The following is a 15,267-nucleotide window of genomic DNA, read 5'->3' as shown; positions in this document are numbered from 1 at the left end:
GGGCCATCCGCACACCGATGGTTGCTCGCGCCCGCGCGGCGGAGCCGCACATCGGCAGAGCCTCGCGCCCCTGAGGTAGTGCAACTTACGGCGTGAGGACGATCTTGCCGAAGACGTCGCCCTTCTCCATCCGGGCGAAGCCCTCGCGGGCTTCGGCCAGCGGGAGGACGGAGTCGATGACGGGACGCACGCCCGCCGTCTGGCAGAAGGACAGCAGCCCGGCCAGCTCCTCCTTGGTGCCCATGGTCGAGCCGACCACCTTCAGCTCCAGGAAGAAGATCCGGGTCAGTTCCGCCGCCGGCGGGTTGGGGCCGCTCGTGGCACCGGAGATGACCAGGGTCCCACCGGGGCGCAGCGACTTGATGGAGTGGGACCAGGTGGCCGCCCCGACGGTCTCCATGACGGCGTCCACCCGCTCGGGCAGGCGCGCGCCGCTGGGGAACCAGGCGTCCGCGCCCAGCTCGACGGCGCGGGCGCCCTTGGCCTCGTCCCGGCTGGTGGCCCAGACCCGCAGGCCGGCCGCCTTGCCAAGGACGATCAGCGCGGTGGCCACGCCACCGCCCGCACCCTGCACCAGGACGGTGTCGCCGGGCTTCACGCCCGCGTTGGTGAAGAGCATCCGGTACGCCGTCAGCCACGCCGTCGGCAGGCACGCGGCCTGCTCGAAGGAGAGCCCGGCGGGCTTCGGCAGCAGGTTCCAGGTCGGCACGGCGACCTTCTCGGCGAAGCTGCCCTGGTAGTGCTCGGTCAGGATCGACCGCGGCTCCTTGGGCCCGACGCCGTGCCCGGTCTGGCCGATGACGGAGTGCAGGACGACCTCGTTGCCGTCCTCGTCGACGCCCGCGGCGTCGCACCCGAGGATCATCGGCAGCTTTTCGGCGGGCAGCCCGACGCCGCGCAGCGACCACAGGTCGTGATGGTTGAGCGAGGCGGCCTTGACGGTGACGACACTCCACCCGGGCCGGGCCTCCGGCTCGGGACGCTCCCCGAGCTCCAGGCCGCTGAGCGGGTCGTCCGGTGCGATACGTGCGGCATAGGCGGCGAACATGCTCCGACCCTAGAACCGCGCTCGCCCGCCACGGAACCACGCCACAGTGTGATCTATGGCTCCGTGACGGGCGAGAAAAGCGCCTCGTAGCTCCGCTGAGGAGAGGGTGCGTCAGATCCGGGCGACGCCCTCGGCGCGGGCGGCCTCGGCGACGGCCTTGGTGACGGCCGGGGCGACGCGCTCGTCGAAGGGGCTCGGGATGACCTTGGCCGCGGAGAGCTCCTCGCCGACCAGCTGGGCCAGCGCGTCGGCCGCGGCGATCTTCATGCCCTCGGTGATGCTGGAGGCCCGCACCTGGAGCGCGCCGGCGAAGATGCCCGGGAACGCCAGCACGTTGTTGATCTGGTTCGGGTAGTCCGAGCGACCGGTAGCCACGACCGCGGCGTACTTGTGCGCCACGTCGGGGTGCACCTCGGGGTTCGGGTTGGCCATGGCGAAGACGAAGCAGTCCTTGGCCATCTTCGCGACGGCCTCCTCCGGCACCGTGCCGCCGGAGACGCCGATGAAGACGTCCGCGCCCTCCAGCACGTCCGTCAGCGAGCCGGTCAGCCCGCCGCGGTTGGTGAGCTCGGCGATCTCGCGCTTGACGTCGGTCAGGTCGGTGCGGCCGACGTGGACGACGCCCTTGCGGTCGCAGAGCGCGACGTCGCCGATGCCGGCGCCGACGAGGATCTTGGCGATGGCGATGCCGGCCGCACCCGCGCCGGAGATCACGGCGCGCAGGTCGGCCAGGGTGCGGCCGGTCAGCTTGGCGGCGTTGCGCAGCGCGGCCAGGGTGACCACGGCGGTGCCGTGCTGGTCGTCGTGGAAGACCGGGATGTCCAGCGCCTCCTTGAGGCGGCGCTCGATCTCGAAGCAGCGCGGGGCGGAGATGTCCTCCAGGTTCACCCCACCGAAGGACGGCGCGAGACGGATCACGGTCTCGACGATCTCGTCCGTGTCCTTGGTGGCCAGCGCGATCGGCACGGCGTCGACGCCGCCGAACTGCTTGAAGAGGATCGCCTTGCCCTCCATGACCGGAAGGGACGCCTCGGGACCGATGTCGCCGAGGCCCAGCACCGCGGTGCCGTCGGTCACGACGGCGACCACCTTGGACTTCCAGGTGTAGTCGTTGACCAGCTCAGGCTGCTCGGCGATGGCGGTGCAGACACGGGCCACGCCGGGGGTGTAAGCGAGAGAAAGGTCGTCCGCGTCACGGACCGGAACCGTCGCACGAATCTCCATCTTGCCGCCGCGGTGCAGGGCGAAGGCGGGGTCGAGCGGCTCCTGGTCGATGGAGCGGGGGCTGATGATCTCGGCTGCCACGAGGACCTCTTCGTCGTCGTTCTTTGAGGGTTTGAGTGAGCTGGTGCTTGTTCCGGTTCCGTGCCGTTCTCGACACTAGTCCGGGCTGAGCCGCCGCTGCTTCGTCTTTTTGTCCCGGTAGAGGGGGCTGTCTCCTCCGTTGTGTCGTGAGATCCGCCCGCACGAACGGACCACGTCCACACACAACGGTGCAGAACAGCACTCAAGAGCGAACGGCGAGCGGCCGGAGTGCGAATGGTGCGTGCCGATCCGGAGCGCTGTCCTGGCTTCCGGTCGCCCGCACCACCGGATCGGTCCCGAACCGGTGGGCCTGCTCGACTGACGGGGGTCACCCGTGTGCCGATTTTGGCACAGCTCGGCCTGTGGTGGGCAGCCGGGCAGGTTTCGGCTTTCGGTCGGGTACATCACACACACCCCGGAAGCGTAATACCCTGGTAGCGGCAAGACTCATTACCCTGGCTCTCTCCAGTCTCCCCCGGCGCAAGGACGACGACCATGGAACTCACCACCTATGCGGACTTCGCCGTCCGGCTGGTCAACACCGAGGAGCCGGAGCGCGGGAAGGACGCCCTGACCAGCGTCGAGGAGGTCCGCCGGCTGTTCAGCCCCGGCGGCCGGGGCGTGAAGCTGGCGGAGGAGGCGGACGTCTCCCGCCTGCGCGGGGTCCGGGCGCGGCTGCGCGGCGTCTTCGAGTCGGCGGCGGAGGGCGAGCAGACGCACGCCGTGGACGTGCTGAACGACCTGCTGATCGAGTTCCCGGTCAGCCCGATCATCTCCGGGCACGACCACCTGGACGACAGCGGCCAGCCGCTGTGGCACATGCACCTGGCGGAGAACGCCCCGACCGCGACCGCGCTGTACGCCGCGCTGGCGAGCATGGGCCTGGCCATGCACCTCACCGCGCACGGCGTGGACCGCCTGGGCATCTGCCAGGCGGCGCCCTGCCGCAACGCGTATCTCGACACCTCCACCAATCGCAGCCGCCGCTACTGCAGCGACCGCTGCGCCACCCGCGCCAACGTCGCCGCCTACCGGGCCCGCAAGCGCGAGGCCGCGTCGGCGTAGCCGACAGGTCGACGCAGAAGCTCAGGCCCTGCGGAAGTCGCCGAATCTGCGGGCCATGCCGTACGGCATCGCGCGGAGCGCGGCGCGGCACCAGGGGGGTGGGGCGAGCCAGGCCGGCTTCGGGGTGAAGCGGAGGAGGACGCGGCCGAGGATGAGGGCGTCGGGGACGGGGCCGTAGTCGCGGCTGTCGCTCTCGACCGCGCTGTTGTCCGAGAGGAGCCACCAGCCCGTGGCGCGGCGCTCGACCGCGCGCTTGACCACGAGCAGGTCCTGACGGAGCGGGTGCTGGGCCACCACGACGGAGCCCGCCCGCACCCGCGCGCCGTAGTGGCAGAGCAGCCGGTCACCGTGGGCGAGTGTGGGGGCCATCGACGGCCCGTCGACGAGCAGCACCCCGAACTTCCCGGTCACCGGTCCCCCCTCCGGGGGTTCCTGAAGCTGCGCCTGCGCCTGCGCGTCGCGGTCACCCATACGCTCGGCCATCCCCGTCAACCTCGCCCATGCCTTAGCTCGTCCGATCGCCGCTCCGTCCGCCTTCCATCTTCGCAAGAGCGGAGGTCAAGTCCACCATCGTTCACCGGACTGCTACGACCTTTGTCCTAAGCCCCCGGGGTGGACGCGAAGCGGCACGCTTTCGGCGGTAACCTCCTCCTGGGAAGACGATCACAGGAAGGACTCCCATGTTCTCTCGGCTCTTTGCTCCGCGGGTTACCGTCCACGCTCACTGCGACCTGCCCTGCGGCGTCTATGACCCGGCCCAGGCCCGTATCGAGGCCGAGTCCGTCAAGGCCGTCCAGGAGAAGTACCAGGCCAACGAGGACCCGCACTTCCGCGCCCGCGCCACCGTCATCAAGGAGGAGCGCGCGGAGATGGCCAAGCACCACGTCTCGGTGCTGTGGAGCGACTACTTCAAGGCGCCCCACTTCGAGAAGTACCCGCAGCTGCACCAGCTGGTGAACGACACCCTCAAGGCGCTGTCCGCCGCCAAGGCTTCCACGGACCCGGCGACGGGCCAGAAGGCGCTCGACCTGATCGCCGAGATCGACAAGATCTTCTGGGAGACCAAGAAGGCCTGATCCCAGGGCCTTGATCCCAGAACTGTGCGAGGGCGGTCCTCGCGCAGCTCAGGGCGCTCATGCGTGAGGGCCCGGCCGACGATCCGGCCGGGCCCTCTGCTGTTTCGGCAAAGGAACAGAGGAGCAGTTGTATGGCCTTGATCCACCACACCACGATGACCCCGACCAAGCTGGAGCTGCTCGCCGAGTGGCTGCCCCGGCAGCCCTGGTACCAGGGGGACGGCACGACCGATCTGCGCCGGGCCGGCGGCTTCCGGCTGGACGACCCGGCCGGAGAGGTCGGGATCGAGTTCATGGTCGTGACCGACGGTCCGCTCACCTACCACGTGCCGATGACGTACCGCGGCGCGCCGCTGAAGGGCGCGGAGCAGGCGCTGATCGGCACCAGCGAGCACGGCGTGCTGGGCACCCGCTGGCTCTACGACGGCGTCCACGACCCGGTGCTGCAGGCCCAGTTGAGCGCGCTGCTGCGCGGCGAGACGGTGCCGCAGATGCAGGGGGAGAGCGACACCCCGGACCCGTCCGTGAGCGGAGAGCTGGCAGCCGGCGCTCCGGCCGAGCCGACGGTGGCGATCGTGCGCGTCCCGCGCCCGGGCCCGGCGCCCGCGGACGCCCTCGGCTCCGTCACCGCCGACTGGACCCTCGCGGACGGGACGCCGGTGCGCGGCGTACTGGTCCGCGCCTGAACCACTCCGCACAGAGCAACAGAGAACAGTGCAACAAAGCAGCGAGCGGAGGCCGCCCCCCGGACGGTCTCCGCTCGCGCGCTTCGGCGACTTCTTCGTCGCCTCAGTCAACGATCAGTCAGGGTGATCAGGACACCGTGACGTCGTCGTAGTAGGTGTAGGTCGGGTCACCCGGGTAGTTGTCGTCCACGTTGGTCAGCGTCAGCGTGTAGCTGTGACCCGCGGTGACGGACGAGGTGACCTGGTTCCAGGCGCCGCTCGGGTCACAGGTCTTGGTCAGGACCGTGGTGGTGGTACCGGTGGTGTTGTCCTTCAGCGTCGCCGTGGCCCAGTCGTAGCTGACCGTGTCCGGGCAGTTGTTGCTGTAGTAGAAGGACAGCTGGCTGCTGCCGGACGGCGCGGTGAAGGTCTGCGCCGCCGTGGACGTGGTGCTCGGGTTGGTGGAGCCGAGCATCGCGCCGTAGCTGCCGGAGTGGGCCGCACCCGCGATGACCGTGGCGTTGCCGGTGGTGGTCCAGCCGGTGAAGGAACCCGACTCGAAGCCGCCGTTGGTGACGCCGCCGCCCGTGCCGCCCGAGCTGTTCTCGGTCCAGCTGAAGGAGGTGCTGCCGGTGGCGTTGGTGGAGTCGGTCGCCGTGACCGTCACCGAGGAGGTGCCGGAGGCGGTCGGAGTGCCGGAGATCAGGCCGGTCGAGGAGTTGATCGACAGGCCGGCCGGGAGACCGGTCGCGGAGTAGGTCAGCGTCTGGCCCGAGGCCGAGTCGGAGGCGCTGATCTGCAGCGAGGCGGCGGTGCCGACGGTGCCCGTCTGCGTGCCCGGGTTGGTCACCGTGACGGTGTTGCCGGTGCTGCCGTGGTTCAGGATGGCGTGCGTGATGGCGCAGCTGTTGGTGTCGTTGGACCAGCTGGCCTGCTCGGCGTAGCTACCGAAGGAGCCGAAGGAGACGTTGGCCGCGCCGCCCGCCGTGCCCGGCTTCAGCCACGCGCACTCGTCGGAGTTCTCCTGGCCGTTGTAGGAGCTGCCGGACACGTGGTTGGTCCAGCCGCCGGCCGGGTTCTGGTCCGACATCATCTCGTGCCACTCGTGGCCGAGGGTCATCGTGAAGCCGTCCGTGGTGCCGGGCGAGTTCACGAAGCCGACGCCGCAGTTGGCGCCCTGGTCGATGTTGTACGGCTGGTTGGAGAAGGCGATGTCGCCGTAGGGCGAGCTCGCCGCACCGCCGGTGAGGGTGGTGTCACCGTTCCAGTCGTGCCAGGCGCAGTAACCCGTGGTCGGGTTCTCGTAGTCGTCCGGGTTCACACCGTGGGGCGACAGGATGACGTAGTACGCGTCACGGTTGGCGGTACCCGAGGTGTTGCCGAAGTGGCCGGCGGCCTTGATGGCCTCCTGGGCCAGCTGGTTGCCGCTGGCCTGGGCCGGCGAGGCACCCGCGTTGTCGTACCAGACGCCGGACAGCACGCCGCCGCTCTGGTACGGGATGAAGTTGGCGTTGCTCGGGCAGCTGACCGCGCCGGAGGCCACGTTCGGGCCGTCGCACCACTGGGTCAGGTCGGCGGACCAGGTCTCGCCGTTGGTGCCGATGCCCTTGAACATCTGCTGGGCGGCACTCGCGGCGCCGGCGGAGTCGCCGGTGAACTTGAGGTTGCCGTTGCCGTCGGTGCTCTGCGTGCCCCACTGGGTTCCGTAGAACACCAGGTAGACCTTGGAGTGGCCGCTCTGGACGCCGATGCCGTCGACGCCACCGCCGTAGGACAGGGTCTCCTGGCCGGTGGCCGCGGCCGTCGCGCGGGTGGCGCGCAGCTGGCGCTGCTTGGCCTCCCACTGCTTGACGCCCGGGGCCTTGCTGGCGTTGATCGACGGGGCGTACGGGTCGAACTCGTTGTTCACCGTGCTGGAGTCCACCGCGGCGGCGTTGTGGTGCGCCATGCCGGAGACCTGGCGGTGACCGCCCGAGGCCTGCGCCGGGGCGGCGGCGAGCGCGAGCCCGGCCGCAGCGAGGGACATAGAGGCGACACCGGCGATGGCCGCGCCTCTGAAGCGGGTGTTGCGCATGTGGGGAGTGATCCTCTCTCGTCGCGGACGCAGGTGTTGACTGGGGACGCGTCCGCATGCCCTGGGAGAACTCGCAGGTCGAATCGGGGCATTCCGCTCCAACTCAAAGCGCACACAAGAGAATTGGCATGCTGTCACCACTTGTGGTGGTTGCCGATCGACCTGGGGCGAAAGCAAACCAGGATTGAAGAATCCCGGTCAATAGGCAATTCACAGGATCCCGACGCCCACAGGGCCGGAAGATGAACAAACGGCGAGCTCAGCGCGCTATGACGCGCGTAGCCCGCCGTTCGGTGGTTTGTGCTTCCCCCAGCTGGGGGATTGAGGATTCGTTCACGACTGTGGGAAAACCCCAACTGTCGGACGGTTCAGCGTGGGAAGCCCGTACGCGGGCAGCTCGATCGCCTCGGCGGCCTTCACCGTCATCCGCTCAAACAGCGCACGCATCGTTCGGTGGCAGAGCATACGGTAGGCCCGATTCCGCTGCTTCACCTGCTTCCCGGTGACCGGCGCCAGGAAACGTCCCGCGCCCGCGCCCTGCTTCTGGCACTTCGCCACATAAGGGCGCATCCGCTCCTCGTAGCGGGCGAACGCGGTCGCGTGGTCCGGGGCCGTCGCCAGCTCCCCCGCCAGAACGTAGGCGCCGACGACCGCCAGCCCGTTGCCCATCCCGCCCGGCGCGGGCGCCCAGGCCGCGTCGCCCAGCAGCACCACCCGGCCACGGGACCAGCGGTCCATGACGATCTGGCTGATCGAGTCGAAGTAGAAGTCCGACGCGGTCGCCGCCGAGGGCAGCACCGAGGGCACCTCCCAGCCGGCGTCCGCGTAGTGCTCGCGGACGATCGCCCGCTGACGGGCCGTGTCGCGGTGGTCGAACTCCAGGCCCGGCGCGTGGAAGACCAGCATCGCGCCGTCCTCGCCCAGCAGGTTGGACAGCCCGACCATCCGGCCCGGGTCGTTCCACATCACCCCGCTGTTGCGCAGCCCCAGGTGGGCCGGCGCGGTGGTGGAGAACGTCGCCACGCACCAGCCGGTGTCCCGGCGGAACCGCTCCTCCGGCCCGAAGGCCAGCCTCCGGGTCGTGGAGTGGATCCCGTCCGCGCCGACGACCAGGTCGAACTCCTGGGTCGGGCCGTGCTCGAACTCGACGACGACACCGTCGGCGTGCTCGGTCAGCGTCCGGACCGAGTCGCCGAAGACGTAGCGGGCGACCGGCAGGCTCGCCTCGTACAGGGTCCGGGCCAGGTCGCCGCGGGTCACCTCCAGCTCGCCGCTCATGAACGAGGCCGGGAGCCGCAGGAGTTCGCGGCCGCTCTCGTCGAGCAGGGCCTGCTCGCCCATCCCGGTGTCCAGCCCGCGCAGCGTCTCCAGCACGCCCATCCGTTCCAGCACCGTGCGGTGCACCCGGCCCCGGTAGTCGACCGCACCCCCGCCCTCCCGGAACGCCGCGGCCCGCTCCACCACCGTGACGTCGTGACCGCACCGCCCCAGCCACAGCGCGAGCGCGGGTCCGGCGATGCTGGCACCGGAAATCAGGATCTTCTTCGTGGCGTTCATGGCAGGCTCCTCGTCCCGGGCGCCGCGGGGTCCGCCGCGCTCACAGGAACGAGACTCACCCCCACCGCTGACCGCGCCCTGACCGCGCACGCACCGGGCACTGTCCCCGAGGTCACTCCTCGGTGTGCTCCATCAGCGCCTCCTCGAAGTCCAGTCGCCGCACCAGCCTGCGCAGCAGCTCGTCGTCGACCCGGCCGGTGTCGCGCTGGGCGACCAGCGCCCGGCGCTCCGCGTCCAGGGCCTCGCGGGCCAGGCGCCGGTAGGCGGAGTCCACCGACTCCCCCGTCTCCTCGTGGACCGGCGCGCCCATGCGTTCCCACACGGCGTTGCGCCGCCGGTCCAGCAGGCGACGCAGCCGGGACTCCAGGACCTCGGGGACCCGGTTGCGCGGATCCCGCAGCAGCTCGTCCAGCCGTGCCTCGGCCGCCGTTGAGGCCTCGTACTGGGCCTGGGCCTCGCGCAGCGTCTCCGCGGCCCGGTCCCGCTCCGGGATCGGCAGCCGGCGCACCAGCGAAGGCAGCGTCAGGCCCTGTACCAGCAGCGTGCCGATGACCAACGCGAAGACCAGGAACAGCAGCAGGTCCCGCTCCGGGAACGGCGCTCCGTCGTGCGTGGTCTCGGGGATCGAGAAGGCCACGGCCAGTGAGACGACGCCGCGCATGCCGGCCCAGGCGACGACGAGGGGGCGCGTCCACGGAGGACGCCCCTCGCGTTCCCGGATACGGCGGCTGAGCATGCTGGGCAGATACGTCGCCGGCCAGCACCAGACGAAGCGGAGCCCGATCAGCGCGAGCAGCAGTACCACCGACCACAGCGTCAGCCGGCCCACCGAGTAGCCGTTCAACTGCCGGACCACGACCGGCAGTTGCAGACCGATCAGGGCGAAGACCGCGGACTCCAGGACGAACGAGACCATCCGCCAGACCGCCTCCTCCTGCAGCCGCAGCGCGAAGTCGACGCAGTTCGCGTAGTGGCCCAGGTAGAGGCCGACGACCACGACCGCGATCACGCCCGAGGCATGGAAGGCCTCCGCCGCCGCGTACGCGGCGAACGGGACGAGGAGCGAGAAGGTGTTGCTGAGCAGTGGGTCGCCGAGCCGCACCCGCAGCCACTGCAGCGGCCACATCAGCACCAGCCCGACCGCGGTCCCGCCCAGCGCGGCCAGCAGGAACTCGCCGACCGCGCTGCCGAAGGAGAAGCCCTCCCCCACCGCCGCCGCGATCGCGACCCGGTAGGCGGTGATCGCGGTCGCGTCGTTGACCAGGCTCTCGCCCTGCAGGATGGAGACCAGTTGGGCGGGCAGCCCGACCCGGCGCGCGATCGCGGTGGCCGCCACCGCGTCGGGCGGGGCGACGACCGCACCGAGCACGAACGCGACGGCGAGCGGCATCCCGGGGATCAGCGCATGGGCGATCAGACCCATCGCGACGGTGCTGAACAGCACGTAGCCGACGGAGAGCAGCACCACCGGGCGCAGGTTGGCCCGGATGCTGGTGTAGGAGGCCTCCTGGGCCGAGGTGTACAGCAGCGGCGGCAGTACCAGCGGCAGCACGACCGCCGGGTCGAGCGAGTAGTCCGGCACGCCGGGCAGCTCGGAGGCGAGCAGGCCGGCCACCACGAGGAGCAGCGGCGCGGACAACCGGTACCGGCGGGCGATCCCCGCGACGGCGGTGGAGCCCGCGACCAAGACGAAGAGGGCGCTGGGACTGCTCATGGCCATGGGGTCACAGAACCACACGTGACGGGGCACGCCCCGTACCCTGGAGGCCATGTCCCCTTCCCGCCCCTGCCCGCACCTCGCCGAGCTGCCCGACCCCGAGCCCGCGCCGGTGACGGACGGGTGCCGGCACTGCGCGGAGCTGGGCCAGCGCCCCGTCGCGCTGCGGCTCTGCCTGCACTGCGGACACGTCGGCTGCTGCGACTCCACCCCCGGGCGCTGGGCCACCGAGCACCACCGGCAGACCGGCCATGCCGTCATGCGCAGCCACGAACCGGGCGAGAGCTGGCGCTGGTGCTACGAGGACCAGCGGCTCGTCTGAACGTCGGCGCGGTCGCCTAGGCTTTCCGACATGATCCGAACCGCTGTTCCCGCCGACATCCCCGAGATCCACGCGATGGTGCGCGAGCTCGCCGAGTACGAGAAGGCGCTCGCCGAGGCCAGGGCCACCGAGCAGCAGCTGCACGACGCCCTGTTCGGCGCCCACCCGGCGGCGTTCGCGCACGTCGCCGAGGACGAGTCGGGCCGCACGGTCGGCTTCGCGCTCTGGTTCCGCAACTTCTCCACCTGGACCGGCACGCACGGCATCTACCTGGAGGACCTCTACGTCCGCCCGGACTCCCGCGGCGGCGGCCACGGCAAGGCGCTGCTGACGGAGCTCGCGCGGATCTGCGTCGAGCGCGGCTACGGCCGCCTGGAGTGGTCGGTGCTGGACTGGAACGAGCCGTCGCTCGCCTTCTACCGCTCGCTGGGCGCGGTGGCCATGGACGAGTGGACGGTCCACCGGCTCAGCGGGGATTCTCTGGCGGCGCTGGGGCGTTGAGATGTCAGGGGGAGCACCCGCAGCCGGGCGGACCTGGTCCGGCGGGCAAGTGTTTTCTCCTGATTTCGCCACCACCATTGCCACGGTGCGTATATGGGGACCTACTATGAGTCACCGGAAGGCCCGGGGTCGCCGGATGGGCGACATGGCGCTCGCGATCGCGGTAGCGTCACCGGTCACGGCGGCATTCAGCCACACACGCACAGCACGGCACGGAACAGCTCGGAGGTGAGGGTGTCCCAGATCGACGGCGAGCCCGACGCGCAGGACTTCGTCGAGGTCCGACTTCCCGCGGCGGGCGCCTACCTCTCGGTTCTGCGAACCGCGACGGCCGGACTCGCGGCGCGGCTCGACTTCACACTTGACGAAATCGAGGACCTGCGCATCGCAGTGGACGAGGCCTGCGCGATCCTGCTCCAGCAGGCCGTGCCCGGCTCCGTGCTCAGCTGCATGTTCATGCTGGTCGGCGACTCGCTCAAGGTGACCGTCTCGGCCCCGACCACGGACGGGCGGGCGCCCGAGCGTGACACCTTCGCCTGGACGGTGCTCTCAGCGCTGGCCGGCGAGGTCGAGTCGACCGTCGAGCCGGACAAGACGGTGACCATCAGCCTGCACAAGAAGCGCGGGGCCGGCCCCGGCCAGCCGTGACGCGAGGATACGGGAGCGGGGGATCGTCGTGAGAGACCTCAACCACCGGCCCGGCGCGAGCCGGGCCCACGTGCCCGCACAGGCCGATGCCGGCAACCAGAAGCAGACGGAGGCAAGGGTGTTCGCGGACGACCCCGAGCGCGCCGACGCCCGCCCGGCCCCCGAGGCCGAGCAGGCACGGCCCGCCGGCGACGGGCCGGCCGGCTTCGAGCTCGACACCGACGACGCGCCGGAGCTGCACGAGGCCGACGCCGTGGGCGGGGCCGACGCCGAGGGCGAGCCCGAGAAGCCGGCCGAGCCGTGGGGTCCCGGCGGTGCGCGCACGGTCGCGCCGCAGCGCCACAGCGCGCCCGACCGCGAGGCCGCCCGCGCGCTCTTCGTGCGGCTCGCACAGCTGTCCGAGGGCTCCCCGGAGCGGGTGGAACTGCGCAACCAGCTGGTGCGCATGCACATCCCGCTGGTCGAGCACCTGGCCCGCCGGTTCCGCAACCGCGGCGAACCACTGGACGACCTGACCCAGGTCGCCACCATCGGCCTGATCAAGTCGGTGGACCGGTTCGACCCGGAGCGTGGTGTCGAGTTCTCCACCTACGCGACCCCGACCATCGTCGGCGAGATCAAGCGCCACTTCCGCGACAAGGGCTGGGCGGTCCGCGTGCCGCGCCGCCTGCAGGAGCTGCGCCTGTCGCTGACGACGGCCACCAGCGAGCTCTCCCAGCGCCACGGCCGCTCGCCGACCGTGCACGAGCTGGCGGAGCACCTGGGCATCTCCGAGGAGGAGGTGCTCGAAGGTCTGGAGTCCGCCAACGCCTACAGCACGCTCTCGCTCGACGTCCCGGACACCGACGACGAGTCCCCCGCCGTCGCCGACACCCTCGGCGCGGAGGACGACGCCCTGGAGGGCGTCGAGTACCGCGAGTCGCTCAAGCCGCTGCTGGCCCAGCTGCCGCAGCGCGAGCAGCGGATCCTGGTGCTGCGCTTCTTCCGGAACATGACGCAGTCCCAGATCGCGGCCGAGGTCGGCATCTCGCAGATGCACGTCTCCCGGCTGCTCGCCCGGACGCTGGCTCAGCTGCGGGAGAAGCTCCTCATCGAGGAGTGAGTCCCCGGCCGGTCACCGAGGCCGGTCACTGACCCGAGGGCCACAGCGCTGCGGTGGTCCTCGGGTGCAGCAGCAGGACGATCCCGGCGATCCCGGCCAGCCCCACGGCGACGCCGAGCGCGATGAAGGCGCCGCCGTTCTGGAACGTGAAGTAGGCGACCGCCAGGCACAACGTGTCGACCATGACGGCCGGGCTGCGTCCCCACTTCTTCAGCTGCAGCAGCGCGCGTCCCGCAGCGAGCGGGAGCAGGCCCATGAGCAGCAGCAGCCCGCCGGCGAACTCGGTCATCCCGATGCCGGTCTTGGTGGTGCTGGTGAGCGGGGCCACCATCACGTACACGCCGTAGGCGGCGATCACGACGCCCTGGGCGATGGAGAACCAGGCCCCGGCGGTCAGCGTCCTCGGACGCAGGGGCGCGGTGGCGGCGGGCAGAGCGGCATCGGCAGTCACGCCTCCAGGCTAGCTCGTGCCCTGCGGCCCACGGCCCGGGGGCGCGGGCCACCACGCGACCCGCCCCGAGGAGGTTCGGGGCGGGCGCCCGTAGGTACGCTTACCACCATGCGTGCGCTCCTGGTCGTCAATCCCAAAGCGACCACCACCAGTGGACGGACCAGAGACGTCCTCGCGCACGCGCTCGCCAACGACCTGAAGTTGGACGTCGTCGCCACCGGGTACCGGGGCCACGCGCGGGACCTCGCGCGGGAGGCCGCGCGGGAGCAGACGCACGACGTCGTGGTCGCGCTCGGCGGCGACGGCACGGTGAACGAGGTCGTCAACGGCCTGCTTCACGACGGCCCCGGCGAACACCTGCCCGCGCTCGCGGTGGTGCCGGGCGGCAGCACCAACGTCTTCGCCCGCGCGCTCGGTCTGCCGAACGATCCGGTCGAGGCCACCGGCGTGCTGCTGGACGCGCTGAGCCGGCCGGAGAGTCCGCGGCAGCGCTCCATCTCGCTGGGCCGCTCCGGCGGACAGGGGCTCCCCGACCGGTGGTTCACCTTCACCGCCGGCTTCGGCTTCGACGCCGGCGTGGTGGGCCGGGTCGAGCAGGCGCGGCGGGACGGGCGGCGCTCGACGCACGCCCTCTATGTCGGCCAGGCCTGGCGGCAGTTCTTCGAGGAGGGCCGCAACCGGCGCAACGGGCCGATCACGTTCAGTAGCGACGGGATGGACCCGGTTCCGGGCCTGGCGGTGTCGATAGTCTCCAACACCTCGCCGTGGACGTATCTGGGGAACCGGCCGGTGTACGCCTCCCCGGAGGCCGGTTTCGACACGAGCCTGGACCTCTTCGGCATGACCCGGATGTCACTCGTTCAGACCCTGCGCACGATCCCGCAGCTGCTCGACTCGACCGGCGCGGGCCCGCACGGCAAACACGTGGTCGCTTACCACGATCTCGCCGAATTCACCTTGCATTCGCAGGAACCGCTGCCGTTCCAGGTCGATGGGGACCACCTTGGAGAGCGGAACACCATCAGCTTCACAGGCGTATCTCGGGCACTGCGTGTGATTGTGTGAACGCGAGGGCCGTTTGGCCTTGTTCTCGAACGCACGCACCGCTTCACTCCATCGAAGTACAGGGTGTGACCCAAGCGACACCGACGATTCAAAATTTCCTACCCGAAGGGGGTTGTATCCCGGGTCGAGGTTTGCGAACCTTTACATGGCGATCGGGACGGTCCGTAACGGAGACCGCCTGAGTCGCCCGAATCCACCCCGCAACGCCGCGAGCATCCGTGCGCCGACTCACGTGTCGGCCCTGTGCCTGCCATCGGGTTCGTGAAAGCGTTCACATTCACAAGCTGCCATTGACGCTGGTGGGACACCCCCGCCGTTTAGAGGAGTTGGACAAGATGGACTGGCGCCACCGCGCTGTCTGCCGGGAAGAGGACCCCGAGCTTTTCTTCCCCATCGGCAACACCGGGCCCGCGCTGCTCCAGATCGAGGAGGCGAAGGCCGTCTGCCGTCGCTGCCCGGTCATGGAGAGCTGCCTCCAGTGGGCGCTGGAGACGGGCCAGGACGCCGGTGTCTGGGGCGGCATGAGCGAGGACGAGCGTCGTGCGATGAAGCGCCGCGCCGCCCGCAACCGTGCCCGCACCGCCTGACACGAAGAGTCACCGCACCACCGTTCCACCTTCTGATCAGCCCTTGATCAAGTGCCCGCCGTGAGCGCAGGGTGAGCACTTTCC

At 70.6% G+C, this 15,267-nt stretch carries 16 protein-coding genes; 9 read left to right on the top strand and 7 right to left on the bottom strand.

Annotation, left to right across the window (positions count from 1 at the left end; all coding sequences use genetic code 11):
- Positions 1-85: 85 nt before the first annotated feature.
- Positions 86-1,048: a zinc-binding dehydrogenase gene (locus DN069_RS07480; RefSeq protein ID WP_111500055.1), complete on the bottom strand. Its 963-nt coding sequence runs from the start codon at positions 1,046-1,048 to the stop codon at positions 86-88.
- 111 nt (positions 1,049-1,159) lie between these two features.
- Positions 1,160-2,353: an NAD(P)-dependent malic enzyme gene (locus tag DN069_RS07475; protein ID WP_111500054.1), complete on the bottom strand. Its 1,194-nt coding sequence runs from the start codon at positions 2,351-2,353 to the stop codon at positions 1,160-1,162.
- 495 nt (positions 2,354-2,848) lie between these two features.
- Between DN069_RS07475 and DN069_RS07470 the strand changes: the two genes are divergently transcribed.
- Complete coding sequence (locus DN069_RS07470) at positions 2,849-3,418, top strand: CGNR zinc finger domain-containing protein (RefSeq protein ID WP_111500053.1); 570 nt, start codon at positions 2,849-2,851, stop codon at positions 3,416-3,418.
- Positions 3,419-3,439: 21 nt separating this feature from the next.
- Here the strand turns inward: DN069_RS07470 and sodX are convergent, their stop codons facing one another.
- Entirely contained in the window at positions 3,440-3,901 is a 462-nt protein-coding gene (sodX, locus tag DN069_RS07465; protein WP_279387881.1) for a nickel-type superoxide dismutase maturation protease, read from the bottom strand.
- Positions 3,902-4,098: 197 nt separating this feature from the next.
- Here sodX and sodN point away from each other — a divergent pair, with 197 nt between their 5' ends.
- Together sodN and DN069_RS07455 are read left to right on the top strand one after the other, a co-directional pair.
- Positions 4,099-4,494: a superoxide dismutase, Ni gene (gene sodN / locus DN069_RS07460; protein WP_042365147.1), complete on the top strand. Its 396-nt coding sequence runs from the start codon at positions 4,099-4,101 to the stop codon at positions 4,492-4,494.
- 131 nt (positions 4,495-4,625) lie between these two features.
- On the top strand, positions 4,626-5,180 hold the full coding sequence (locus DN069_RS07455; protein ID WP_111500052.1) for a maltokinase N-terminal cap-like domain-containing protein: 555 nt from the start codon (positions 4,626-4,628) through the stop codon (positions 5,178-5,180).
- Positions 5,181-5,307: 127 nt separating this feature from the next.
- Here the strand turns inward: DN069_RS07455 and DN069_RS07450 are convergent, their stop codons facing one another.
- The 3 genes from DN069_RS07450 to DN069_RS07440 form a co-directional block, all read right to left on the bottom strand.
- Positions 5,308-7,233 (bottom strand): putative Ig domain-containing protein, encoded by a 1,926-nt coding sequence (locus tag DN069_RS07450; protein ID WP_111500051.1) that lies wholly within the window; start codon positions 7,231-7,233, stop codon positions 5,308-5,310.
- Between the two features lie 333 nt (positions 7,234-7,566).
- Complete coding sequence (locus tag DN069_RS07445; protein ID WP_111500050.1) at positions 7,567-8,790, bottom strand: FAD-dependent monooxygenase; 1,224 nt, start codon at positions 8,788-8,790, stop codon at positions 7,567-7,569.
- Positions 8,791-8,902: 112 nt separating this feature from the next.
- Positions 8,903-10,504, bottom strand: coding sequence for a Na+/H+ antiporter (locus DN069_RS07440; protein ID WP_111500079.1), 1,602 nt, complete (start codon positions 10,502-10,504; stop codon positions 8,903-8,905).
- A gap of 55 nt (positions 10,505-10,559) precedes the next feature.
- On the opposite strand from DN069_RS07440, the gene DN069_RS07435 reads away from it, so the two are divergent.
- From DN069_RS07435 to DN069_RS07420, 4 genes are all read left to right on the top strand, one after another.
- Positions 10,560-10,829, top strand: a complete 270-nt coding sequence (locus DN069_RS07435) for a UBP-type zinc finger domain-containing protein (RefSeq protein ID WP_111500049.1) — start codon at positions 10,560-10,562, stop codon at positions 10,827-10,829.
- Positions 10,830-10,859: 30 nt separating this feature from the next.
- A complete protein-coding gene (locus DN069_RS07430; protein WP_111500048.1) occupies positions 10,860-11,330 on the top strand; it encodes a GNAT family N-acetyltransferase in 471 nt (156 codons plus the stop codon).
- A gap of 234 nt (positions 11,331-11,564) precedes the next feature.
- Positions 11,565-11,978, top strand: coding sequence for an ATP-binding protein (locus DN069_RS07425; RefSeq protein ID WP_111500047.1), 414 nt, complete (start codon positions 11,565-11,567; stop codon positions 11,976-11,978).
- Between the two features lie 28 nt (positions 11,979-12,006).
- Positions 12,007-13,080 carry an RNA polymerase sigma factor SigF gene (locus DN069_RS07420; protein WP_424556261.1) on the top strand — a complete coding sequence of 358 codons (1,074 nt, stop codon included), beginning with the start codon at positions 12,007-12,009 and terminating at the stop codon, positions 13,078-13,080.
- A 25-nt stretch (positions 13,081-13,105) separates the two neighbouring features.
- On the opposite strand, the gene DN069_RS07415 is transcribed toward DN069_RS07420, so the two are convergent.
- Positions 13,106-13,531, bottom strand: coding sequence for a hypothetical protein (locus DN069_RS07415; RefSeq protein WP_111500045.1), 426 nt, complete (start codon positions 13,529-13,531; stop codon positions 13,106-13,108).
- Positions 13,532-13,639: 108 nt separating this feature from the next.
- Here DN069_RS07415 and DN069_RS07410 point away from each other — a divergent pair, with 108 nt between their 5' ends.
- Both DN069_RS07410 and DN069_RS07405 read left to right on the top strand, forming a co-directional pair.
- Positions 13,640-14,596 (top strand): diacylglycerol/lipid kinase family protein, encoded by a 957-nt coding sequence (locus DN069_RS07410; RefSeq protein WP_111500044.1) that lies wholly within the window; start codon positions 13,640-13,642, stop codon positions 14,594-14,596.
- A gap of 335 nt (positions 14,597-14,931) precedes the next feature.
- Entirely contained in the window at positions 14,932-15,183 is a 252-nt protein-coding gene (locus DN069_RS07405; RefSeq protein WP_030257455.1) for a WhiB family transcriptional regulator, read from the top strand.
- Positions 15,184-15,267 lie beyond the last annotated feature (84 nt).

Origin of the sequence: Streptacidiphilus pinicola (assembly GCF_003258295.1) — a bacterium.
Classification (GTDB): Bacteria; Actinomycetota; Actinomycetes; order Streptomycetales; family Streptomycetaceae; genus Streptacidiphilus; species Streptacidiphilus pinicola.
The sequence above is the reverse complement of the archived record's forward strand: the minus strand, read 5'-3'. Positions and strand labels throughout refer to the sequence as shown.

Excerpts from the sequence above, each read along its gene's own strand:
- DN069_RS07405 (WP_030257455.1), top strand. The coding sequence starts at position 14,932 with ATGGACTGGCGCCACCGCGCTGTCTGCCGGGAAGAGGACCCCGAGCTT.
- sodN (WP_042365147.1), top strand. The coding sequence starts at position 4,099 with ATGTTCTCTCGGCTCTTTGCTCCGCGGGTTACCGTCCACGCTCACTGC.
- DN069_RS07430 (WP_111500048.1), top strand. The coding sequence starts at position 10,860 with ATGATCCGAACCGCTGTTCCCGCCGACATCCCCGAGATCCACGCGATG.
- DN069_RS07470 (WP_111500053.1), top strand. The coding sequence starts at position 2,849 with ATGGAACTCACCACCTATGCGGACTTCGCCGTCCGGCTGGTCAACACC.
- DN069_RS07480 (WP_111500055.1), bottom strand. The coding sequence starts at position 1,048 with ATGTTCGCCGCCTATGCCGCACGTATCGCACCGGACGACCCGCTCAGC.
- DN069_RS07450 (WP_111500051.1), bottom strand. The coding sequence starts at position 7,233 with ATGCGCAACACCCGCTTCAGAGGCGCGGCCATCGCCGGTGTCGCCTCT.
- DN069_RS07410 (WP_111500044.1), top strand. The coding sequence starts at position 13,640 with ATGCGTGCGCTCCTGGTCGTCAATCCCAAAGCGACCACCACCAGTGGA.
- DN069_RS07435 (WP_111500049.1), top strand. The coding sequence starts at position 10,560 with ATGTCCCCTTCCCGCCCCTGCCCGCACCTCGCCGAGCTGCCCGACCCC.
- sodX (WP_279387881.1), bottom strand. The coding sequence starts at position 3,901 with ATGGCCGAGCGTATGGGTGACCGCGACGCGCAGGCGCAGGCGCAGCTT.
- DN069_RS07445 (WP_111500050.1), bottom strand. The coding sequence starts at position 8,790 with ATGAACGCCACGAAGAAGATCCTGATTTCCGGTGCCAGCATCGCCGGA.
- DN069_RS07455 (WP_111500052.1), top strand. The coding sequence starts at position 4,626 with ATGGCCTTGATCCACCACACCACGATGACCCCGACCAAGCTGGAGCTG.
- DN069_RS07440 (WP_111500079.1), bottom strand. The coding sequence starts at position 10,504 with ATGAGCAGTCCCAGCGCCCTCTTCGTCTTGGTCGCGGGCTCCACCGCC.